The 20,095-nt window shown below is 62.1% G+C and carries 22 protein-coding genes and 2 pseudogenes; 10 read left to right on the top strand and 14 right to left on the bottom strand.

The window, feature by feature from the left end; genetic code table 11:
- Positions 1-27 precede the first annotated feature (27 nt).
- Positions 28-1,623, top strand: a complete 1,596-nt coding sequence (locus BMX59_RS16640; RefSeq protein ID WP_093123581.1) for a L,D-transpeptidase family protein — start codon at positions 28-30, stop codon at positions 1,621-1,623.
- Between the two features lie 117 nt (positions 1,624-1,740).
- On the opposite strand, the gene BMX59_RS16635 is transcribed toward BMX59_RS16640, so the two are convergent.
- Positions 1,741-2,283 (bottom strand): P-loop nucleotide/nucleoside kinase family protein, encoded by a 543-nt coding sequence (locus tag BMX59_RS16635; protein WP_092245314.1) that lies wholly within the window; start codon positions 2,281-2,283, stop codon positions 1,741-1,743.
- A 73-nt stretch (positions 2,284-2,356) separates the two neighbouring features.
- Between BMX59_RS16635 and dapF the strand changes: the two genes are divergently transcribed.
- Positions 2,357-3,160, top strand: a complete 804-nt coding sequence (dapF, locus tag BMX59_RS16630) for a diaminopimelate epimerase (protein ID WP_093123577.1) — start codon at positions 2,357-2,359, stop codon at positions 3,158-3,160.
- Here dapF and BMX59_RS16625 read toward each other — a convergent pair.
- Positions 3,148-4,290 (bottom strand): PAS domain-containing sensor histidine kinase, encoded by a 1,143-nt coding sequence (locus BMX59_RS16625; RefSeq protein ID WP_093124179.1) that lies wholly within the window; start codon positions 4,288-4,290, stop codon positions 3,148-3,150. The two genes, dapF and BMX59_RS16625, sit on opposite strands and share 13 nt — an antisense overlap.
- Positions 4,280-5,095: an alpha/beta fold hydrolase gene (locus BMX59_RS16620; protein WP_093123575.1), complete on the bottom strand. Its 816-nt coding sequence runs from the start codon at positions 5,093-5,095 to the stop codon at positions 4,280-4,282. Before BMX59_RS16620 ends, BMX59_RS16625 begins: the two co-directional genes overlap by 11 nt.
- A 128-nt stretch (positions 5,096-5,223) precedes the next feature.
- On the opposite strand from BMX59_RS16620, the gene BMX59_RS16615 reads away from it, so the two are divergent.
- Positions 5,224-6,429: a TPM domain-containing protein gene (locus tag BMX59_RS16615; RefSeq protein ID WP_093123572.1), complete on the top strand. Its 1,206-nt coding sequence runs from the start codon at positions 5,224-5,226 to the stop codon at positions 6,427-6,429.
- 4 nt (positions 6,430-6,433) lie between these two features.
- Here BMX59_RS16615 and BMX59_RS30805 read toward each other — a convergent pair.
- From BMX59_RS30805 to BMX59_RS16600, 3 genes and pseudogenes are all read right to left on the bottom strand, one after another.
- A pseudogene (locus tag BMX59_RS30805) lies at positions 6,434-6,580 on the bottom strand (GNAT family N-acetyltransferase); the annotation flags it as partial.
- A 37-nt stretch (positions 6,581-6,617) separates the two neighbouring features.
- Positions 6,618-7,109 (bottom strand): GNAT family N-acetyltransferase, encoded by a 492-nt coding sequence (locus BMX59_RS16605; protein ID WP_093123569.1) that lies wholly within the window; start codon positions 7,107-7,109, stop codon positions 6,618-6,620.
- A 238-nt stretch (positions 7,110-7,347) separates the two neighbouring features.
- On the bottom strand, positions 7,348-8,763 hold the full coding sequence (locus BMX59_RS16600) for a purine-cytosine permease family protein (RefSeq protein WP_093123564.1): 1,416 nt from the start codon (positions 8,761-8,763) through the stop codon (positions 7,348-7,350).
- Positions 8,764-8,981: 218 nt separating this feature from the next.
- Between BMX59_RS16600 and BMX59_RS16595 the strand changes: the two genes are divergently transcribed.
- Entirely contained in the window at positions 8,982-9,893 is a 912-nt protein-coding gene (locus BMX59_RS16595; protein ID WP_071491725.1) for a LysR family transcriptional regulator, read from the top strand.
- A gap of 160 nt (positions 9,894-10,053) precedes the next feature.
- Here BMX59_RS16595 and BMX59_RS16590 read toward each other — a convergent pair whose 3' ends face one another.
- From BMX59_RS16590 to BMX59_RS16570, 5 genes and pseudogenes are all read right to left on the bottom strand, one after another.
- On the bottom strand, positions 10,054-10,374 hold the full coding sequence (locus BMX59_RS16590) for a hypothetical protein (RefSeq protein WP_093512673.1): 321 nt from the start codon (positions 10,372-10,374) through the stop codon (positions 10,054-10,056).
- Between the two features lie 191 nt (positions 10,375-10,565).
- Positions 10,566-11,708, bottom strand: coding sequence for an acetylornithine deacetylase (argE, locus tag BMX59_RS16585; RefSeq protein WP_093123558.1), 1,143 nt, complete (start codon positions 11,706-11,708; stop codon positions 10,566-10,568).
- Positions 11,705-12,382, bottom strand: coding sequence for a DUF1028 domain-containing protein (locus BMX59_RS16580; protein WP_093123555.1), 678 nt, complete (start codon positions 12,380-12,382; stop codon positions 11,705-11,707). Before BMX59_RS16580 ends, argE begins: the two co-directional genes overlap by 4 nt.
- Positions 12,383-12,392: 10 nt before the next feature.
- Positions 12,393-12,803 carry a RidA family protein gene (locus BMX59_RS16575; RefSeq protein ID WP_016969085.1) on the bottom strand — a complete coding sequence of 137 codons (411 nt, stop codon included), beginning with the start codon at positions 12,801-12,803 and terminating at the stop codon, positions 12,393-12,395.
- A gap of 24 nt (positions 12,804-12,827) precedes the next feature.
- Positions 12,828-14,160 (bottom strand): annotated as a pseudogene (locus BMX59_RS16570) (flavin-containing monooxygenase).
- A gap of 169 nt (positions 14,161-14,329) precedes the next feature.
- Between BMX59_RS16570 and BMX59_RS16565 the strand changes: the two are divergent.
- Genes BMX59_RS16565 through BMX59_RS16555 form a run of 3 tightly spaced genes read left to right on the top strand, consistent with a single transcriptional unit; the run spans position 14,330 to position 15,828 of the window.
- Positions 14,330-14,830, top strand: coding sequence for a hypothetical protein (locus BMX59_RS16565; protein ID WP_092245344.1), 501 nt, complete (start codon positions 14,330-14,332; stop codon positions 14,828-14,830).
- A gap of 6 nt (positions 14,831-14,836) precedes the next feature.
- Positions 14,837-15,388 carry a hypothetical protein gene (locus BMX59_RS16560; RefSeq protein ID WP_093123546.1) on the top strand — a complete coding sequence of 184 codons (552 nt, stop codon included), beginning with the start codon at positions 14,837-14,839 and terminating at the stop codon, positions 15,386-15,388.
- Between the two features lie 5 nt (positions 15,389-15,393).
- Positions 15,394-15,828, top strand: coding sequence for a GNAT family N-acetyltransferase (locus BMX59_RS16555; RefSeq protein ID WP_093123543.1), 435 nt, complete (start codon positions 15,394-15,396; stop codon positions 15,826-15,828).
- Here BMX59_RS16555 and BMX59_RS16550 read toward each other — a convergent pair.
- Entirely contained in the window at positions 15,825-16,427 is a 603-nt protein-coding gene (locus BMX59_RS16550) for a LuxR C-terminal-related transcriptional regulator (protein WP_093123539.1), read from the bottom strand. The two genes, BMX59_RS16555 and BMX59_RS16550, sit on opposite strands and share 4 nt — an antisense overlap.
- A 116-nt stretch (positions 16,428-16,543) precedes the next feature.
- On the opposite strand from BMX59_RS16550, the gene BMX59_RS16545 reads away from it, so the two are divergent.
- A complete protein-coding gene (locus BMX59_RS16545; RefSeq protein WP_071491719.1) occupies positions 16,544-18,157 on the top strand; it encodes an ATP-binding response regulator in 1,614 nt (537 codons plus the stop codon).
- On the opposite strand, the gene BMX59_RS16540 is transcribed toward BMX59_RS16545, so the two are convergent.
- A complete protein-coding gene (locus tag BMX59_RS16540) occupies positions 18,147-18,482 on the bottom strand; it encodes a hypothetical protein (protein ID WP_033896666.1) in 336 nt (111 codons plus the stop codon). The genes BMX59_RS16545 and BMX59_RS16540 overlap by 11 nt on opposite strands.
- Before the next feature lie 175 nt (positions 18,483-18,657).
- On the opposite strand from BMX59_RS16540, the gene BMX59_RS16535 reads away from it, so the two are divergent.
- Complete coding sequence (locus BMX59_RS16535) at positions 18,658-19,128, top strand: GNAT family N-acetyltransferase (RefSeq protein ID WP_071491718.1); 471 nt, start codon at positions 18,658-18,660, stop codon at positions 19,126-19,128.
- A gap of 9 nt (positions 19,129-19,137) precedes the next feature.
- Here the strand turns inward: BMX59_RS16535 and BMX59_RS16530 are convergent, their stop codons facing one another.
- The gene (locus BMX59_RS16530; RefSeq protein ID WP_093123535.1) at positions 19,138-19,626 is read right to left on the bottom strand and encodes an HIT family protein; all 489 of its coding nucleotides are present in this window, start codon (positions 19,624-19,626) and stop codon (positions 19,138-19,140) included.
- 125 nt (positions 19,627-19,751) lie between these two features.
- Between BMX59_RS16530 and BMX59_RS16525 the strand changes: the two genes are divergently transcribed.
- A complete protein-coding gene (locus BMX59_RS16525; RefSeq protein ID WP_093123532.1) occupies positions 19,752-20,081 on the top strand; it encodes a DHCW motif cupin fold protein in 330 nt (109 codons plus the stop codon).
- The last annotated feature ends 14 nt before the right edge of the window (positions 20,082-20,095 follow it).

The raw sequence follows: 20,095 nt of genomic DNA, 5'->3' as shown, positions 1-20,095 counted from the left end.
CCCCGCTGTGGATTGGAGCCAGGTCAATTGTTCAAAAAACACGCATGTTACTTGAGCATTTGCCTGCTCGTTGCACCATTGGTCGCGACAGCCGATGCGCTGCCGGTCGAGCCGTTGCCGGTGACCACGCCCGCACCGGTCGACCTGGCACCCGTGCAGCAGGCCTTGGCGCAATTGCCGAGCGTCTGCCCCGGCCTGGTGCCGCAGATTGACGCGGCTGCCCAACTGCGTCTGCAAGCGTTCTACCAGCAGCAGGGTAATGGGCCACTGTGGTCCGCCGACGAGCGCCGGCAAGCCCTGCAATCTCAGTTGCTGATGCTCGCCGATGACGGCCTGGACCCCACCCACTATAGCCTGCCTGCGCCAGATGCCACGGCCAACGTGCTGTGCAGCGACATCGCCAGCAGCCAGCACTACCTGCAAGCCCTGCAGGATTTGCACTACGGGCGCCTGCAGCAATCGCGCTTCGAGCCGCTGTGGCATTCCCAGCCGCCGACCCGCGACCCCAATATTGAAGTGCTGGCGTTTGCCGCCACCGGCCTGCAAGACATGGCCCAGGCGTTCGATCAGGCACGCCCCAGCGCGGACCTCTACCGCAGCCTGCGCAATGCCTATGCCACTGTGCGCCAGCAGCCATTGCCGCATTGGGACCCGGTCGCCAACGGCCCGCTGTTGCGCCCCGGGATGGACGACCCGCGCGTACCGGAACTGGCGCGGCGCCTGATCGGCGGAGGTTACCTGGCCAAGGCCCCCGGCGGCAGGCAGTACGGTGACGAGTTGGTCAAGGCGGTCAAGGCCTTCCAGCTGAGTCATTCGTTGCAGGCCGACGGTGTGATCGGCGCCGGTACGGTGGCCGAGCTCAATATCAGCCCGGCGATCCGTCGCGAGCAACTGCGCATCAACCTCGAACGCTTCCGCTGGCTGGCCCAGGACCTGGAGCCCGAGGGCGTGCTGGTCAACGTCGCGGCTGCGCAATTGAGCGTGTACCAGAGCGGCATCCCGGTGTGGCAGACCCGCCTGCAAGTGGGCCGCGCCGAGCGCCAGACGCCATTGCTCAAATCGCGTATTACCCGGCTGACCCTCAACCCCACGTGGACCATCCCGCCCACCATCATGCGCGAGGACAAACTCCCGGCCATCCGCCTCAACCCTGAATACCTGCGCCAACAGAACCTGCAAGTGCTCGATGCCGAAGGCCACCCGCTGGCGCCGGAACAGATCGACTGGGCGCGCCCGGGCAACATCCTGCTGCGCCAGGAAGCTGGCCCGCGCAACCCGCTGGGCAAGATCGTGATGCGCTTTCCCAACCCGTACTCGGTGTACCTGCACGACACGCCGAGCCAGCCGCTGTTCACCAAAGGGCCACGGGCGTTCAGTTCGGGGTGTGTGCGGGTCGAGCAACCGCTGCTCCTGCGCGATCTGCTGGTGAGCCCGGCCGAACGCGCGCGCACCGATGAACTGCTGGCCACCGGCGTGACCCACGAATTCAGGCTGGCCACGCCGGTGCCGGTGTTGTTGAGTTACTGGACGGTTGAGGTCAACCGTGAGGGCGGGTTGGTATACGCGCCGGATATCTATGGGCGGGACCTGGTGTTGATGAAGGCGATGGGCAGCGTGTTGTAGGCGGCTCAACCTCGTGGCGAGCAGGCCTGTTGTGGCGAGCGGGCTTGCCCCGCGTTGGGCTGCGCAGCAGCCCCGGTAAGCCCCTGCATTTCCCCTGTCAGAACGCATTGCCTGGTTTCAGGGCCGCTTCGCGCCCCAACGCGGGGCAAGCCCGCTCGCCACAGAGGTGAGGTTCGCCATCGTTGTTGTCACGGCTTGCTCCGGTGTCATGCAGGCGGTATCGAGCGTCAAGGGCACTTCATCCCAAACCTCATACTCATGCGCCAACACAGACGCCCAGGAGGGCGGAACCAGGCCGGGAATATCCCCCGTGCGGGTTTCCACCCGTCGTTGATGTTCCTGCTGGTCTGAGCAGATCACCCGAACATTCAGTAATGCCACCTTTGCTGCTGCAGCGACGGCCTTCCACGCTTGCCGGCTTTCCCTGACCGGATTTACGCAGTCCGCCACCACGGTGTGGCCCAGTTGCAGACTGCTCAGCGCCAGTGCATTCGCCACGCCGTAACCGCTGGCACCCACGTCCCCTGCCAGCACACCGGCCTCGCGTATAGCCTGTTCAATCAAGTCGATACGCAGGTAAACCGCCGCGGTCTGGCGTGCGAGTTCGCGGGCAATCGTGGTTTTGCCGGTGCCGGGCAGGCCACTGAAGACAATTAGCATAGGTGGGTCTCATAAGAGTGGGCCGGTTCAGAGTATCCTTCAGTTCCCCCACAGGTCGACCACAGGACAACCGATGCTTTTGCCGTTCGTGAAAATGCACGCCCATGGCGATGACTTCATCATCATCGACCGCCGTGGCTTGCACGATCCCATCACCGCGCAGATCGCCCGCCGCCTGGGCGACCGTCACACCGGTATCGGTTTCAACCAGCTTGCCGTGGTACTCGACTGCGATGACGCCGCTGCGCGCATCAAGTTCTGGAACCCCAACGGTACGCCGCTGGCCACCTGCGGCAGCGCGACCCGTGGCGTGGCTGATCGCTTGATGCATGAGGCCGCTACGGATTCGGTGCTGTTGCGTACCGACCGGGGCCTGCTGACCTGCGTACGTGCCCCCGGGCGGCAAGTCTCGGTGAACATGGGCGAGCCGTCGCTGGACTGGCATGCAGTGCCGCTGGCCGGGGCCATGGATACGCTTGTTCTGCCTATCGAGGGCGAACCGGCCGCGTGCAGCATGGGCAATCCGCACTGTACGTTTTTCGTGGATGACCTCACCACGATCAAGGTCGCCGCCGTGGGCCCTGCACTGGAAAAACATCGGTTGTTCCCGGACAAGACCAATGTGCATTTCGTGCAGGTGCTGGACCGTGGCCGTATCCGCCTGCGCATCTGGGAGCGTGGCGGCGGCGTGCCGCTGGGCTCCGGCTCGTGCTGCTGCGGCGCGGTGGTCAATGGGATCCGGCGCGGGTTCCTGGATGCCACGGTGCAGGTGGAGTGCGACGGCGGCATCGTGACCGTGCACTGGGCGGGTGAGGGCGGTGTGGTGCTGACCGGCAGTGTCGAGCCGGTGATGCAAGGCAGCGCCTACGTGTTCTGAAACGTCACGGTGAAGGTGGTGCCGCCGGTGGCGCAGGAACTCACCGCCACATCCCCGCCGTGCACCTTGGCCAACTCGCGCACGATATACAGGCCCAGGCCCACGCTGCGCACATCACTGCCCTGGTCGGTAGCTCGGGTCATGGGCTCGAACAGCCCGGCCAGCAACGCTTCGGGAATGGCCGCGCCGTGGTTGTGTACCGCCACTTCGCAGCCGCCAACGCCCAGGCGTGAGGTAATCCGGATCGGCCGTTGCAGGTCGCCATAGGCCACGCTGTTGGCCACCAGGTTGCCGATGATCTGCTGCACGCGGTCGGCGTCCAGGCAGGCGTCGCCATGGCCTTCTGCGTGATGTTCCAACGTCGCCTTGGGAAACGCCACGCGCAGTTCGTCCACGGTGCGATGAATCACGCCATGCAAGTCCAACGGCAGGGTCTTGATGGAGATGCCCTGGCCGACCCGGGCCTGGGTGAAGTCCAGCAGGTCGGCGATCATGCGTTGGGCGCGTTCGGACGACTGGCCGATGTGCCCCAGCAACTGGCGCTCCTTGGCCGTGCGTTCGCTGCGGCTGAGAAAGTCGGAGGCCATGCGGATGGCGGTGAGCGGGTTTTTCAGGTCATGGCTGACAATCGCCACCATCTGCTCGGCGAACAGTGCGCGGCGCTGGGCGATGGCATAGGCCTCGCGCAGTTCGGCCTGGGCTTGCTGCAAGGCCAGTTCGGTGGCGGTTTTTTCCTGCAGCAGGGCTTCGGCCAGGTTGCGTGCGTTGAGCAGCTCGCGTTCGTACTTGTCGCGGTCGGTGGTGCCGAACAGAGCCAGGTCGTACACCGTAGCGTCGGCCTGCTCGCGCTTGTTGCCGTTGAGCAGCACGGTGATCTTGTGGCCGTCACGGTGCAGCATGTCCAGCTTCACTTCGGTGATGCTGCCATGCATGCGCAACATGGGCGCCAGGTGGGTCTGGTGGAAAATCCGGCCGCCCATGGTCAGCAGGTCCTGGAAGCGCTTGCCGCACAGCTCGGCGGCACTGAACCCCAGCCATTCGCTGAAGCGTGCGTTGGTTTGCACCAGGGTGCCATCTTCCGAGGTGACGGCCAGTGCGCAAGCGGCGCTATCGAATAGATCAGCTGGCACGTGCAGTTGCCCACGGCGCAAGGAAGCTGTCCATGGCCACCGCGCAAGCCTGGGGCGCGCTCATGTGCGGGCAATGGCCGACGTTATCCACCAGGTGATAGGTGCTGTTGGGCAACACGCTGTGCAGGTATTCGCCGACAGCCACCGGTGCGATCAGGTCGTCGGTCGATTGCAGGATCAGCACCGGGGTGGCCAGGTCGATCACATCCTGACGGTTGTCCGACATGAACGTCACCCGTGCGAATTGCTTGGCGATATCCGGCTCGGTGCGGCAGAAACTCTTGGTCAGCTCTTCGCCCAGCGCGGGCTGATCAGGCGCGCCCATGATCACCGGGGCCATGGCGCTGGACCAGCCGAGGTAGTTGCTGTCGAGGGTGTCGAGCAGGTCTTCGATATCGCTACGCTTGAAACCGCCGATATAGCCGTCTTCATCGATATAGCGCGGCGACGGGCCGATCATCACGTGAGCGGCGATCCGTCCCGGTGCCTGGCGGTCGGCGAGGGTGCCGATCATCGCGCTGACCGAGTGACCCACCAGAATCACCGGGCCTGCGGCATGGGCGTCGATGATCTGATTGAGGTCCCGGGCATAGCCGTCCAGCGTGCTGTATTTGTCTTTGTCGTACGCGCTCAGGTCCGACAGGCCTGCACCGACGAGGTCGTACAGGACCACACGAAAACGCTCGAGGAAATGCGGTGCCAGGTAGTTCCACATGGCCTGGTTGCAGCCAAAACCATGGGAGAACACCAAAGTCGACGCGCCGGTGCCCATCACATTGACGTTGTTGCGCTGACGTAGATCCATGGGCTTCTCGGTTATGGCGTATTGCTATGTATGTGCGCAGTTTAGATAGTCAACGCCGTGGGGTCACGCGTTATAGCGTTGATAAGGTAAAGTCGGCGCCTTCAGGAAGAAACTTCGGGTAACAAAGCATGATGGCGATTTTGCGGCAATCGATCCTGGGCCTGGTGGCGCTGGTGCTCATCGGCCTGTTGAGCACCGCCCATGCGGAGGATTCGCCCATCGGCGTGGCCCTCGACCAGCGGGTGATCGACCTCACCAACACCCTGGACGCTGCCACCGCCACCCGTATGAAAAACCAGCTCGCCGACCTTGAACAGCGCAAAGGCGCGCAAATTGCGGTGCTGCTGGTGCCCACCACTGGCGGCGCGAGTATCGAGGACTACGCCAACCAGCTGTTCCGTGCCTGGAAGCTGGGGCGCAAGGACATCAACGACGGCATCCTGCTGGTGGTGGCCAAGGACGATCGCAAGGTGCGTATCGAAGTGGGCTACGGCCTGGAAGGCACGGTGACCGACCTGCTGGCCCATCGCATCATCGAAGAACACATCACGCCGGCGTTTCGCCAGGGCGATTTCGCGGGCGGTGTCTCCCAGGGCGTGAACGATCTGGTGGTGCTGGTCGACGGCGGTGACCTGTCCGCGATTGCGGCGCCGGGGCTTAATCCACAGTTCATTGCGATACTGCTGGCGTTTGTTATCGGCGCTATCGGCGGTGTGCTCATCGCCGCCGGCAAGCTGCATTGGCGCCGCGCGTTGATTGCCACCGCGGTAGTGACAGCGCTTCTGGCGATCTATGGCGGCGGGCGCGATTGGCCGATGTACCTGTTTGTAGTGCCGCTGACGTTGCTGATCGGCGGCGCCACATTCGGCGCATTGTGGTTGGCGCGTGGGGTGTTTTACAGCGTGTTGGGACTGCTGGCGTACATCGTCGCGGTGCTGGTCGCGAACCACTTCGTCGAGGTCAACTTCGTCCATTGGCTGGTGTGGCCGTTTGGCAGCGCCTTGGTGCTGGGATTGTACGTGGGGCTGTTTTTCGTCATCCGTGAATCCTGGAAAAAACGCCCACGCTTTTTCATCCTGCGTGTGTTGGTGGTGCTGGCGGTCTATGTGGCCGTGGGGATGTTGCTGGGGCAGGGTTACCAAGGCTGGATAGTGGCGATACCGGCTGCGACGATCGTGGCGTTTATTGTGTTTATCCAGAGTATTTCCGAGGGCGGCTCGGGGTCGGGCGGAGGTTCCGGTTCCAGCTCCGGCAGCTCCCGGTCCAGTTCCAGCAGCAGTTCATCGGGCGGCGGTGGTTCCAGTGGCGGCGGCGGGGCGTCAGGGAGCTGGTAAAACATCACAGCGTCTTAGACAGAAACACCCGGCTGCTGCCGTCCGGTTCGCATGGAATCTCACCAAAGCGCACCCAGCCATGCTTCTCGTAAAACCCTGGTGCTTGAAAGCTCAGGGTGTACAGCACAGCATTACGACGCGCTCGGCGTCGGGTTGGTCGCTGATTTCAATGTGCGGTGCGTTCATCTCTAGAGCGCCATGACCATTTCATGCCACGCCATGCCACCGTGATCCGATGGCGACGGCTGCACATACTGGTAGCCCATGCGCTCATACAGCGGCACGTGTTGCTCCTTGCACATCAGGTGAATTGTCTGCTTGCCCATGCCGCGCATGCGCTGCACAAATTCGGTCATCAGTATTTTCGAATAGCCCTTGCCCTGGTGCGCCGGGTCGACCACCACCGACATGATCACCACATTCGGTGCGTCGGCCGAATGGCCTACCAACTCCTTGAACGCGTCGTCCGACATCACCACGTGGTGGGCGCAGCCGCAGTTGATGAAACCCACCACTTCGCCAGCCGCTTCCAGGATCAGAAAGCCTTGCGGGTATTGCGCAATACGCGTGCCGATCTTTTCCAGGGTGGCGGCTTCGTCGCCTTCGTAGGCGCCGATCTCGATTTCAAAGCAGCGGGCGGCATCGGCGGGGGGGGCGTTGCGCAAGGTGAGGGCGGGCATGGGCGTTTCCTGAGGCGTTTAGCGAGAGGCCACATGATAGACAAACATCGACCCGAGCGACACAGATCCCCTGTGGCGAGCGGGCTTGCCCCGCGTTGGGCTGCGAAGCAGCCCCAAATTCAGCACAGGAGACCTGCCTGGCACACCGCATTCAACCTTACTGGGGCCGCTGCGCAGCCCAACGCGGGGCAAGCCCGCTCGCCACAATGACTTCATCACTCAGCTCACAGGGAGTCCATCAAACCCCACCCACCAACTTCCCTCCGTCCATCCGGCGCTTATACGCACTGTCCCGACTCGCCAACCAGAAGTACAACGGCGACGTCACCACCAACCCCACCACCCAGGACAGGTCCGCCCCGTTGATGTGTGCCGAAATCGGCCCCACATACAGCGGCGTGTTCATGAACGGAATCTGCACCACGATCCCCACTGCGTAGGCCAGCAGTGCCTGTGGGTTGTATCGGCCATAGATCCCGCCATCCACGCGGAAGATCGAGGCAATGTCGTACTGGCCTTTGTGGATCGCGTAGAAGTCGATCAGGTTGATCGCTGTCCACGGCACCAACACCACCAGCAGCACCAGCACCATGTCGACGAAGTGGCCGATGAAGTCCTTGGAGGCAAACACCGCCGCAATCGCACAGGCCCCCAGCACCAGGATCGAGATCACCGCGCGGCTTTTGGCGGTGGGAATCCAGCGGTACGCAAAGGTCTGCACCAGGGTGATGATCGACAGCACCGCACCATACAAGTTGAGCGCGTTGTGGCTGATCACGCTGAGCAGAAACAGCACCAGCATCAACGGGCCGATGGCACCGGTGGCGAGTTTGACGGCGTCCATGGTGTCCATGCCGACCGGGGTGGCGAGTACGGCGACGGCGCCGAAGATGAACGACAGGCTGGAGCCCAGGGCCGAGCCGAGGTAGGTGGTCCAGAACGTCGACGCTACGGGCACGTCGGCCGGCAGGTAGCGCGAGTAGTCGGAGACGTAGGGCGCAAATGCGATTTGCCACAGCGCCGCCAGGGACACCGTTGCCAGCCAACCGGAGATGTTGAACTCACCGCGGGTCAGGAAGTCGGTGGTCTGTACATGGGTGAAGATGTAGCCGAACCCCAGCACGATCCCGGCGCCCAGCACCCAGGTGCCGATGCGGTTGAGCACGTGGATGAAGCGGTAGCCGATGATGCCGATGATGCCGGAGCCGATGGCGCCGATCACGATGCCCACCGGCACGGGCACGGCGTCGACCACGCCGTGCAGGGACTTGCCCGCCAGCACGATGTTGGAGGCGAAGAAGCCGACGTACATGACGCCGGCAATCACCACCACCAGCAGGGCACCGAGTGAGCCGAACTGGGCACGGCTCTGGATCATTTGCGGGATGCCCATCTGCGGGCCCTGGGCCGAGTGCAACGCCATCAACACGCCGCCGACCAGATGGCCGACGAGGATCGCGACGATGCCCCAGAGCAGGTTGAGGTGGAACAGTTGCACCCCCAGCGCCCCCGTGACGATCGGCAACGGCGCGATGTTGCCGCCGAACCACAGGGTGAACAGGTCTCTGACCTTTCCATGGCGGTCTTCCGGGGGCACGTATCCAATCGTGTGTTTTTCGATAAGCGGGGCGGAGGATGTTGCAGTGGTAACCATGACGAGCTCCAAGGCAAGGTGAGTACGTTGACGTACTTCGCTGTGCGCCACCTGCGCGGCGCTTTGTTGTTGGCGTGATCATCTGCAATGGGCGCGGGGAGGTAAATTAGTAAGTTTGTTGCTATAGACCTTAAAAAATATAGCTCGCGTCTTGTCGCGCTCCGGTATGTTGCCTACACCTGATTGAAGGGCGAAGCCCCACGTTTCTGGAGGTCCCGATGGCTGCCTATAACCTGCGCCAGCTCAGATATTTCGTCACCACGGCCGAGTGCGGCAGCGTCGCCGAGGCGTCGCGCAAGCTGTATATCGCGCAGCCGTCGGTGTCCACGGCGATCAAGCAGCTGGAAGACAGCTTTGGCGTGCAATTGTTTATCCGTCATCACGCCCAGGGCGTGTCGCTGACGCCCAGCGGCGCACGCTTCTATCGCAAGGCGCTGGAGCTGTTGCGGGTGGCCCACGAGTTCGAGCAGAACGCCCTGGCGGACAATGACGTGGTGGCGGGGCAGATCGATATCGGCTGCTTTGAAACCGTGGCGCCGCTGTACCTGCCGCGTCTTATCGCCGGTTTCAAGGCGCGCTGGCCGGGGGTGGAAATCCGTATCCGCGATGGCGAACAACAGGAGCTGGTGCAGGCGCTGACGGCGGGCAGTATCGACGTGGCCATGCTGTTCGAGCACGACCTGGGCGCGACTATCGAAACCACCCCGTTGATGCCGCCGCAGCAGCCCTATGCGCTGTTGCCAGCCGATCATCGCTTTGCGCAACAGGCCAGGGTGTCGCTGGCAGACCTGGTGCTGGAGCCGATGATCCTGCTGGACGTGCTGCCCAGCCGCACCTACTTCGTGAGCATTTTCGAAGAGCGCGGGCTGACGCCGAATATCGTGTTCAGCTCGCCGTCGATCGAGATGGTGAGGGGCATGGTGGGGCGGGGGTTCGGGTTTTCGATTCTGGTGACCAAGCCGTTCACCGAGTACACCTACGATGGGCAGAAGGTGGTGTGTGTGCCGTTGGCCGAGACCGTCACCGGTTCCGGCCTGTCGGCAGTCTGGCTGCGCCGCGCACCGCTGACCAAGCCGGTGCAGCTATTTGTCGACTACTGCCGCGAAGAACTTGCCCGCTTGCTCGGCTGACATGATCGTTCTCACGCAGAACGTGGGAAAGAGGGTTGAATGTTTTACATCGTGAATGCTCGCAGGGTACTGGGTGTCTCCTGACCGGACTGCTACTCACAGATGTATCAAATTCGTCCTGAGGATGCGTTTCTTTGCGGCACCAGGGAACAATCAATCTTTATTCTGATGGGGCGTAATTCCTGATGCCGGCCTCATCAAGCTTTTGTTGGAACTCTCGATGGAAATCACTGATTCTCATCTGTAAGGCAAGGCTGAAGCTACCGTCACGTGAGTCAGGTTTGAAACTGAAATGAAGTGTGTTGTACATACCAAACCCGCCACCAAAATCATTGAGATCATAGATGTCAGATTGTTGTTTGACACCGATGTCTTTTGACCTGGCGAGTTCATCGAAGATCTTTTTCGCGCTTTGGTAGTCATGCAGTTGTATCGTGAAGCGCATCCCGGTTTCGTGCAGCATGTTGTAAGGAGTGCGCACGTGCGACGCCTGATGTGCTCCTTGAAGTGACGAAGGAGTGGAAGATGAATGGATACTTGGCATAATCGGACCTATGAGCTGATGGCGACAATAGGTGGTGACTCAACAGGCTTGGTTCCTGATCATTGGATAAAGCCCCGTTTCAAGTGTTTCATCCTCATTCAGAGGCGGGATACTTCAGCTCGGACGTGCTACAGCAATGTTGCCAGCATCCGCTGCAACATCCGATCACAGCCGTCGAGCTGTTCCACACCCACGAACTCATCCGGCTTATGCCCCTGGTCCATGCTGCCCGGCCCGCACACCACCGTGGGAATGCCCACCGCATCAAACAAACCACCCTCGGTGCCAAACGCCACTGTGCCGAATTCCCGTGAACCGGAAAACGCGGCAATCAATTGCGCCGCCTGGCTGCGCTCATCGGTCGCCAACCCGGGGTAGGCCGACAACTCGGTAAACCGGATTACACTCTGCGCGCTCACCGACTGCATACGCGGCAGCACCTGCTGCTCGGCGTAAGCCTTCAATTCGTCAGCCATCTCAGCCGGGTCCTGCGACGGCAACGCGCGCACCTCAAAATCAAACCGACAATCCGCCGGTACGATGTTCAGTGCTTTGCCGCCACTGATCACCCCGGTCTGCACCGTGCTGAACGGCGGGTCAAACCGCGCATCCTGGGTATCGCGCAGGCGCTGGCCAATTCGCCCCAGCTCACCGATCAACTCGGCGGCATGTTCAATCGCATTCACCCCATACGGCGCATAGGCGGAGTGACACGCCTCGCCATGCACATCGCAACGCATCGCCAACTTGCCCTTGTGCCCGAGCACCGGCTTGAGTTCGGTGGGTTCGCCGATGATGCACAGCATGGGTTTGACCGGGCGTTGCTCCAGCACCGCGAGCAACGAACGCACGCCCAGGCAACCGACTTCTTCGTCATAGGACAGGGCGATGTGCACCGGCACCCGCAGCGGCGCCGCGACCAATGCCGGCACCAGCGCCAGCACGCAGGCGATATAGCCCTTCATGTCGGCGGTGCCACGGCCAAACAGCTTGCCATCGCGTTCGGTCAGCTCGAACGGCGGCACTGTCCAGGGCTGGCCGTCCACCGGCACTACATCGGTATGCCCCGACAGCACAATGCCGGGCAACTCCACCGGGCCAACGCTGGCAAACAGGTTGGCCTTGCTGCGTTCCGGGTTGTAGACCAACTCGCAGGCCACTCCGAAACCCGCCAGGTAGTCGCGCACGAATTCGATCAGTTGCAGGTTGGATTCACGGCTGGTGGTGTCGAATGCAACCAGCGTCTGCAGCAGTTCGCGGCTGGTATTCATCGGTCATCTCCGGCCACGCCGTAACCGGGGGAGCGGTCCGGGGCGAGGGCGCGGTCGATGTAGTCCTGCACCTGCGGACGGTAGGCGTCCCAGAGTGTTTGCAGTGCAACGATCGGCTGTTCATCGGCCCAATCCACCCGCAGGTTGATGATCGGCCAGGTCAATTCGCCCACCACCACCAGCGCGGCCGAATGCACCGGGCCGGCTTCGCCACCGGCGGCAATCGCGGCGTGCATGGCCGCCAGCAGTCGGTCGGCCAATTGGCCTTCGCCCTGCTCGAAAGCGCTGACCATTGCCTCGATCACCGCACGGTCGGCCAGCATGTTGCCCGCCGCCACGCACTGCTCGCCCGATACCGCGTTGTGCGTGCCGAGGGTCTCACTGCCGCTGAAATGCACGCTGCGTCCCAGGTGATCAATCGCCGTCAGTTGCCGGTACTGGCTGTAGCCGTTGCGAGTCAGCGCTTTGTCGAGGGCGTCGGCAGGGGCCAGGCCTTGCTCCAGCAGGTCCAGCACGTCTGGGCCCAACGCCGGCAAGGTGATGTTCTGGGTCGACACCGCGCCCACTCCGGGCCGCAACCAAGGGCAGCGGGCGCCCACGGCAATGCTCGAGGAACTGATGGCAATGCCCAGTTGGCCGGTTTCGGCGCACCGACCGACGATTGAAAAGGTCATGTGTGGCTCCTTACTCGGGAATAACGGCGATCACATCGATTTCCATCAGCCACTGTGGCTGGCCGAGGGCCGACACCACCAGCCCGGTGGAGATCGGGAACACACCCTTGAGCCACTTGCCGACTTCCTGGTACACCGGCTCGCGGTAGCGCGGGTCGATCAGGTAGGTGGTGGTCTTGACGATGTGGCTGAGGTCGCTGCCGGCTTCTTCCAGCAGTTGCTTGACGTTTTTCATCGCTTGCTCGGCCTGGGCGCGTGGGTCGCCAAGGCCGATCAGGTTACCCTCGAAATCGGTGCCGACCTGGCCGCGCACATACACGGTATTGCCGGCGCGCACGGCCTGGCACAGGTCGTTGTCCAGGCTCTGGTTGGGGTAGGTTTCTTTAGTGTTGAACATGCGGATTCGGGTGTGAGTGGGCATCGAGAAAACTCCGGCAATGAAGGCTCAGGCGTTGACAGGGGATGGGCGAGCCAGCGGGGCGGCTTCGCGGTATTCAAGGTATTGACGCTGGATGGCGATGTGGTCGGCGACGTATTTGGCGTCGTGCCACACGCCCCAGATGAACGACGACCCCCGGCGCGACTGCCACGGCAACCCGAGGAAGTAGACCCCGGCCTCGCTGGACACGCCGCGCTGGTGCCGGGGCTTGCCGGCCTCGTCGAAGGCTGCGACTTTCAGCCAGCTGTAGTCCACGGCAAAACCGGTGGCCCAGATAATCGAGGTGACGCCGGTCCTGGCCAGGTCCAGTTCCAGAATCGGGTTCTTGATGCAGTCCGCATCTGGGAAGGCGCGACGGGCTTCGGGCTCCAGGGGCAAGTCCAGGCCGTTGCGTTCGATGTAGGCATCGGCGGCATCCAGCAGGGCCAGGTAGTTTTCATCGCCGCGTGCCAGGTTTTCCACCAGGTTCGGCTGGAACGTGGCGACGCTGCCCTTGAACGCCTGGGTCAGGCCCACCAGGGTCATGCCTTGCTGGGCCAGCTCGCGGAAGTCGATGGTCTTGCCGCCGTGCGCGCCGCTGACCGCAATGGTCACGTGCTCGCGGCCGGGCTTCATCGCCGCCTGGTCCCACTCACCCAGCACCCCCAGCCACCAGCAGAAATCGCGGTTGCGGTAGGCGCGGGGCGGGCGGTCGTGGGCGCCGACGGAGAGGTACACCTGGCGCCCGGAACGCTGTAATTCATCGGCAATCTGCACGCCGGATGAGCCGGCGCCCACCACCAGCACGGCGCCGGTCGGCAGTTGCGCGGGGTTGCGATACTCGGCGGAGTGGATCTGGTGCAGGGCCGTATCTTTCGGCGCAATCGCCGGGATCACCGGTTTCTGGAATGGTCCGGTCGCGGCCACCACCCGGTTGGCTTCGATCACACCTTCACTGGTGTGCACGGTGAAGCCGGGGCGGCCGACATTGCGTACCACGGACAGCACCTCGACGCCGGTACGAATCGGCGCGTTGAACTTGCGGGCGTAGGCTTCAAAGTAATCGGCCACGCGTTCCTTCGGCGCAAAGCCGTCCGGGGCGACGGTGTCGAATGCGAGGCCGGGAAAGCGGTCATGCCACGCCGGCCCGTTGGCCACCAGCGAATCCCAGCGCCCGGTGCGCCAGCGCTCGGCGATGCGGCTGCGCTCCAGCACCAGGTGGGGCACGCCTTGCTTGCTCAGATGCTCGCTCATGGCCACGCCAGCCTGGCCGGCGCCCACCACCAGCGTGTCTGTTTTTGTTATTGCTTCAGTCATGTCCTCTGTCCTTGCGTAATGCCGTTGGATTCAGCGTTGGCATGACTTCAAGGCTAGGGGGAGGGCGGTTATTAATAAAATATTATTAAGCTGGGAAGTGAGCATAAATATCGGATGCAAGAGTGATTGCTCAGGTCAAATGCATGCCGTTACTTAATGACGGTTACCGGCGCAATGCCAACTGGGGTAGGCTTAACCCAAGGAGAACTGTCATGACCGATTTGAAACGTTTTATCAGCGAGCAGCAGGCAAAAAAACAGTCGCAGGAGCGACATGTCGATTGGGCTCAACGCAAAGCGCGATGGCTGGATGAGCTTGAGCAGCTTTTCGTTCGGATCCGCCTGGCATTGGTCGAAGCCGGGCTTGATGAGTCGGCGTTCACGCCCACCACCCATGCTCTCCAGGAAGAAACCCTTGGCTCATATCAGGTCTGTGGGCTGCGTGTTGAAATGCCGACCGGCGTGGTGCAGTTCACGCCAGTAGCCAGCGTGATCATTGGTGGGTTTGGCCGGGTAGATGTGATTGAGGCGGGGCGTGGCGAGCGGGTCAAGTTGATTGCTCAGCAACCTGACGAGTCACCTGTCGACGACACTCGGCCCCCCTACGATCGAGAGTGGGTATGGCGGGTCTATCCGGGTGTTGGTGCCAGAGGCGGGTTCGACTTCGACGACAAGGGTCTGGTACGCCTGTTTGAATTGATGGTTGGAGAATGAGTGCTGATGACAGAACGATTTCCCACTATTGATGAAGCCCGGAACTGGTACGTCGTCAGCTTGGACGGCCTGCGACATCTCAAGCGTGTAGTGGATGGGGCCAAACCGCAGCATGTCTCGGAAGAAACGCTGGATCAAATCATGTTCATGACCCAGGAAGAGTGGAAAGCCTTCATTCGCCGTCGGGAAGATGAGCATGAAGCGTTTGCATCATTGGCGTTACTGGCAGCCTGTGAAGGTGGGATTCGCAGGGACTGTGCATGGCGGGGCGCAGACAGTAACAGCGGGAACGTCCACCATCGCAGGTTTCAACGTTTGAATAGCGGCGTAGGCCATATTTCCTTAAGAAGTATCATCGATGCCTGGCAGGGGGCGCTTGGGCGCGATAGCTATTTCAAAAACTATCTGGCCGAACTGCGAGGGCTATACGTTGATCGCAATGTGTTGGCACATGGCCGTGCATCCTTGCAGCAATTCAATTTCGCCTTGATCTATGAGCGCCTGAGCCGGGTCAGATCGAAATGGCGACAAGTTGCCTCGGACTTCAAAGGTTTCTGACCACTATGCCCAGCATCCGTTTCATGACCCCAGCCGACTACGACGCCATCCTCGCCCTGATGCAAGGCACCCCCGGCATCTCCCTGCGCGACGCCGACTCCCGTGAGGCCACCGAGCGCTACCTGGCGCGCAATCCCGAGATGAGTTTTGTCGCCGAAGCCGATGGCCGATTGATCGCGTGCGTGATGTGCGGCCACGACGGGCGTCGCGGTTACCTGCAACACCTGCTGGTAGTGCCGGACTGTCGCCGCCAAGGCATCGCCCAGATGCTGACGCAGCGCTGCCTAGGCGCGCTGGAGCAGTTGGGCATCTACAAATGCCACCTCGACGTGTTCAAGAGCAACACCAGCGCCGCCCAGTATTGGCAAGGCCAGGGCTGGACACTGCGCACCGATATCGACCGCTATTCGTTTACCCGCACAGGCGACGAAAACGCCTAGAACTCCCCGGAATACTTGACCGCAGCTGCCGCCCGCGAGGGCACATCCAGCGCGCGCAACAGCGACGACACATGGATACGCACGGTAAACGGCGAGATATCCAGGGCCTTGGCGATTTCCTTGTTGGTCTTGCCCTGGGCGATCAGACGCAGCACGTCTTGCTGGCGGGCGGTGAGGGTATGGGTGTCCAGTGGCAGCAGGCCAGAGGGCGCGAACTTGACCAGTACTTCGCCTTCGCGGATCGCCAGCAGCGCCTGGCCGATCTCTTCGGGGGCAATGTTCTTGCCGATGAACCCGTCCGTGCCCAGGGCCATGACTTGGTCGATCAGCGCCGGGTCGTCCACCATCGATACCACGATCAGCGTGGTGCGCCGCAATTGCTGGCGCAGTTCGACCAGTTGGCTCATGCAGGTCAGGCCGGGGAAGCGCAGGTCGAGGATCAGCGTGTCGATCTCGCCGCCGTCGCGGATCAGCGCGAGCACACCGTCGAGGTCGCCGGCTTCCTGCACCAGGGCGTCCGGCAGCAGGCGCTGCACGGTGCGCACCATACCTTCGCGGAACATCGGGTGGTCATCGGCGATGATGATACGGCCGGTCATGGGGGTGCTCCTCCCTGGGGCAAGGTTGTGCCGTTGCATGCTACCTTACCACCGTGCCCAGGGCCTGCCTGCGGTGCGTTAAGGAATTGATGACTGCCGCACAAGGACGTAAACCCATGAGTCTTGAGACTAACTCCGAACTCGACCAGGCCAACCTGCGCATCGTGGTCGCCAGCATTGCAATCGTCTACATCGGTGCATTGGGCTTCCTGCCGGGACAGTCGGTGGACACCTACCTGCCGGTGATCCTGTATATCTTCCTGTTCCTGCTGGCCTCCATTGCCTTGCGCCAAGTCATCGTGCGCTGGCCGGGGCATTACCCGGCGCGGCGCATCTTCGGCATGATCCACGACTACACCGGCACCTCGTTCGGCATGGTGGTGGGCGGTGAAGCGGCGTTGCCGTTGTATGCGGTGATGGTATGGGTCAACCTGGGCAACGGCATGCGCTACGGCTCGCGCTACCTGGCGATCGCCACGGCGCTGGCCTTGCTGGCGCTGCTGATCGTGTATCGGCTGACGCCGGTGTGGCAGGCGCAACCCTTCATGGTGCTGATGTTGATGATCACCAGCACGGTGATCCCGGTGTACGCGCATATCCTGCTGGAGCGCACGCGCAAGGCTTCCGAGCAGGCCATTGCCGCCAACCTGGAAAAATCCCGTTTCCTTGCCCAGGCCAGCCATGACCTGCGTCAACCCATCCATTCCATCGGCCTGTTCACCGCTTGCCTGCGCGAAGCCCGGCTGGGTGATGAAGAGCGGCGCCTGGTCGACAACATCGACCGTTCGCTGCTCAACGTATCGCAATTGTTCCGCTCGATTCTCGATCTCTACACCCTCGACAACGGCCGCGTGTTGCCCAAGTACCAGGCGGTGCACCTGGGCGAGTTCCTGGCCGACCTGGTGCGCCAGAACGCCGAGGCCGCGCGTTGGGCCGGGGTGGAGCTGCGCCTGCGGCCCTGCACGCATTGGGTGCTGGTCGACCCTGCGCTGCTGGCGACCATGGTGCAGAACGTGCTGTCCAACTGCTTCAAATACGGCGCGCAACGGCCTGTGCTGATCGGCGTGCGCGTTCGCGACGGCGGCTTGGCGGTGGAGATTCATGACCGGGGCCGGGGGATTGCCGAGGAGCATCTATCAAAGGTCTTCGAGGAGTTTTATCGAGTGCGCCACCTGCGTGACAAGGACGTCGAAGGCGTCGGCCTTGGACTGTCCATCGTCAAGCGCCTGGGGCAGTTGATGGGAGTGCAGGTAGGCCTGCGCTCACGGGTGGGCCATGGTACTTCTGTAAGCCTGTATGGTTTGACCCTGGCCTCTGCGCCACGTGCCACGGCACCGCGCGACGACACGCGCCAGGCCGGGCTGCTGACCGGGTTGAAGGTGTGCCTGGTAGAAGATGACCACAACGTGCTGCTCGCCACCCAGGCCCTGCTGGAGCGCTGGGGTTGCGAGGTGCAGGCGGAGTCTTCGGGGCGTGCTCTGGTCAGTGACTGCGACATCATCGTCGCCGACTACGACCTGGGCAACCACGCTACTGGTATCGAATGCATCGATGCCCTGCGCGAGCAACGCGGCTGGGCCGTCCCTGCGCTGATCCTCACCGGGCATGACGTGGAGAGAATCCAGGCCGCCTTGCACGACCGCCGGATCGCCATTCTCTCCAAGCCGGTGCGTCCCGCCGAACTGCGCGGGACCTTGCGCGACCTGAGCCAGCAGACGGTTACTGGGTGAAGCCCTGCAGTGGGTTGCCGCGTGCACCTTTGGGTTGGCAGTAGGCCGCAGGCTTCATCATGCCAAAGCTGGCCACGGCGAACATACCGCCGCTGGCACCGCTGGGCACTGAGCAGTTGTACTCGCCGGAGGCGGCACTGGCGACGTAGTAGGTGGTCATCGAGTCGCTGCGCACATTGGAAATACGCTTGACCGGTTCGCCCAGGTTGGTCTCCGACAGCGTCTTGAGGTGATCTTCGGTAGGTTTGATGTTGCTGCAGCCGGCGACGCCGATGATCAGGGCGCCCAGCAGGGTGAGGCGGGTAACGGAGGATTGCAGTTTCATGGTGCTTCTTCCTTGGGGTTGTTATGGTTTTTCCAGCGCACAACGCGCCCACGCGCAAGAAATGCACGGTGCCGGAGGAGCGCTGGAAGTGCCGGGGAATATAGCGCCGCAGGGGGGAGGGGTCGATTAGCACAAGTGTGCTAATGGCACGATGATTTCATGGAAGGAGCGTGAAATGCTGGAGATAAAACGGGCTACCCCAGAACACGCCCAGGTGGCGTTCGACATCCGCTTGCAGGCCATTCGCGGCCAATGCATCGGCGCTTACACGCGCGAGCAAATGCTGCTGTGGACGCGGGGCAAGGCCGAGGATGGTTACAGTGCGCTGATGGATAAACCGTTTTACCTGGGGTGGCTGAACGGTAGGGCGGTCGTCACTGGAATGCTTGATCTGGACAACAATGAAGTCGGCGCACTGTTCGTATTGCCCGAGTGCACCGGGCGCGGATATGGCAAGGCGATGCTCGATCACCTTGAGACGGTTGCGCGGGAGATGGCGGTTAAGACCGTGGTGCTGGATGCGACGTTGAATGCGGCGAGCTTTTACCGGGCGTGTGGCTATGCGGGGGATGAACAGGCGGTTTATTACTCGCCGTCGGGGCTGACGTTGGCGTGTATCCCGATGACAAAACAACTGATCCCCTGAGACCACTCGTCATTGACCCGCAAACGCTACGCGCAGCCTCTCAATGACTTGATGCACCGTGTCTCCCTGGACCTGCGGTGGGGTGAGGCGTTCTCCAAACTCACGCCATACAAACAGCGTCAACTCAGCCCCATCGGTCGATGTTTGCGCCAGTTCCTGTGTTCCAAAACCCTGCAGCACCCGATAACGCTCATCACGCCAAAACGCCGCCTCTACCCAGTCATACACGGGGATGAAATGAAAGTGCAGCGGGAAGCCCGGCATGTGCCCATACCGGCTGATGTACAGCCATTTCGGCTCCAGCTGCGCCTCCATTACCCGCTGGACCTTCGCGAGCAACCCGCCCAACTCGGCCAGCGCCGGTTCCGGCATGTCAGCCAGGGAGTGGATCGGCGCCTTGGCCGCCAGCATCAGGTAGCCGGGCAACGCAGATGCCAGATGATGGTTGAGCCGCCAGTGTTCGGTTTCGTGAAGGATGTAGGCAGGGTCGATCTGCATAAGCGTGTCCGTGAGCTCTGTGCGGGCAGGATACCCGTATCTCATAAAACGGGTCGATCTGTGTCTACCGTCCACCGTGTCTTGTGAATAGCCTCAAGACACATCGATCAACGCGAGAGCTCGCCATGGATCTCACTGCTGTTCCTTTTGGCACCACCGACTGGTCCACGGTCGAACCGGTGATTCACCCAGGTATCACTGGCAATGCCCTGTGGCGCACCTGCCACTTCGGCACAACACGTGTGCGCATGGTCGAATACACGCCTGGCTACCTGGCGGACCATTGGTGCTGGCGGGGGCATGTGCTGTTATGCCTGGAAGGCGAGTTGCACACGGAACTGGAAGACGGCCGTCAGTTTACGCTGACGGCCGGGATGAGTTACCAGGTGGGCACTGACATGGAAGGGCATCGATCTTCGACGAGTGCCGGGGCAAGGCTATTTATCGTGGATTGAGGCGGGTGCGCACG

This window comes from Pseudomonas sp. NFR09, assembly GCF_900111535.1.
Taxonomy (GTDB): domain Bacteria; phylum Pseudomonadota; class Gammaproteobacteria; order Pseudomonadales; family Pseudomonadaceae; genus Aquipseudomonas; species Aquipseudomonas extremorientalis.
This window is presented reverse-complemented; position numbering and strand designations above follow the sequence as displayed.

Excerpts from the sequence above, each read along its gene's own strand:
- argE (WP_093123558.1), bottom strand. The coding sequence starts at position 11,708 with ATGAATACCAGCCGCGAACTGCTGCAGACGCTGGTTGCATTCGACACC.
- BMX59_RS16550 (WP_093123539.1), bottom strand. The coding sequence starts at position 16,427 with ATGACCGGCCGTATCATCATCGCCGATGACCACCCGATGTTCCGCGAA.
- BMX59_RS16530 (WP_093123535.1), bottom strand. The coding sequence starts at position 19,626 with ATGCAGATCGACCCTGCCTACATCCTTCACGAAACCGAACACTGGCGG.
- BMX59_RS16600 (WP_093123564.1), bottom strand. The coding sequence starts at position 8,763 with ATGGTTACCACTGCAACATCCTCCGCCCCGCTTATCGAAAAACACACG.
- BMX59_RS16555 (WP_093123543.1), top strand. The coding sequence starts at position 15,394 with ATGCCCAGCATCCGTTTCATGACCCCAGCCGACTACGACGCCATCCTC.
- BMX59_RS16560 (WP_093123546.1), top strand. The coding sequence starts at position 14,837 with ATGACAGAACGATTTCCCACTATTGATGAAGCCCGGAACTGGTACGTC.
- BMX59_RS16545 (WP_071491719.1), top strand. The coding sequence starts at position 16,544 with ATGAGTCTTGAGACTAACTCCGAACTCGACCAGGCCAACCTGCGCATC.
- BMX59_RS16620 (WP_093123575.1), bottom strand. The coding sequence starts at position 5,095 with ATGGATCTACGTCAGCGCAACAACGTCAATGTGATGGGCACCGGCGCG.
- BMX59_RS16615 (WP_093123572.1), top strand. The coding sequence starts at position 5,224 with ATGATGGCGATTTTGCGGCAATCGATCCTGGGCCTGGTGGCGCTGGTG.
- BMX59_RS16565 (WP_092245344.1), top strand. The coding sequence starts at position 14,330 with ATGACCGATTTGAAACGTTTTATCAGCGAGCAGCAGGCAAAAAAACAG.
- BMX59_RS16595 (WP_071491725.1), top strand. The coding sequence starts at position 8,982 with ATGGCTGCCTATAACCTGCGCCAGCTCAGATATTTCGTCACCACGGCC.
- BMX59_RS16540 (WP_033896666.1), bottom strand. The coding sequence starts at position 18,482 with ATGAAACTGCAATCCTCCGTTACCCGCCTCACCCTGCTGGGCGCCCTG.
- BMX59_RS16605 (WP_093123569.1), bottom strand. The coding sequence starts at position 7,109 with ATGCCCGCCCTCACCTTGCGCAACGCCCCCCCCGCCGATGCCGCCCGC.
- BMX59_RS16575 (WP_016969085.1), bottom strand. The coding sequence starts at position 12,803 with ATGCCCACTCACACCCGAATCCGCATGTTCAACACTAAAGAAACCTAC.
- BMX59_RS16535 (WP_071491718.1), top strand. The coding sequence starts at position 18,658 with ATGCTGGAGATAAAACGGGCTACCCCAGAACACGCCCAGGTGGCGTTC.
- BMX59_RS16635 (WP_092245314.1), bottom strand. The coding sequence starts at position 2,283 with ATGCTAATTGTCTTCAGTGGCCTGCCCGGCACCGGCAAAACCACGATT.
- dapF (WP_093123577.1), top strand. The coding sequence starts at position 2,357 with ATGCTTTTGCCGTTCGTGAAAATGCACGCCCATGGCGATGACTTCATC.
- BMX59_RS16525 (WP_093123532.1), top strand. The coding sequence starts at position 19,752 with ATGGATCTCACTGCTGTTCCTTTTGGCACCACCGACTGGTCCACGGTC.
- BMX59_RS16580 (WP_093123555.1), bottom strand. The coding sequence starts at position 12,382 with ATGACCTTTTCAATCGTCGGTCGGTGCGCCGAAACCGGCCAACTGGGC.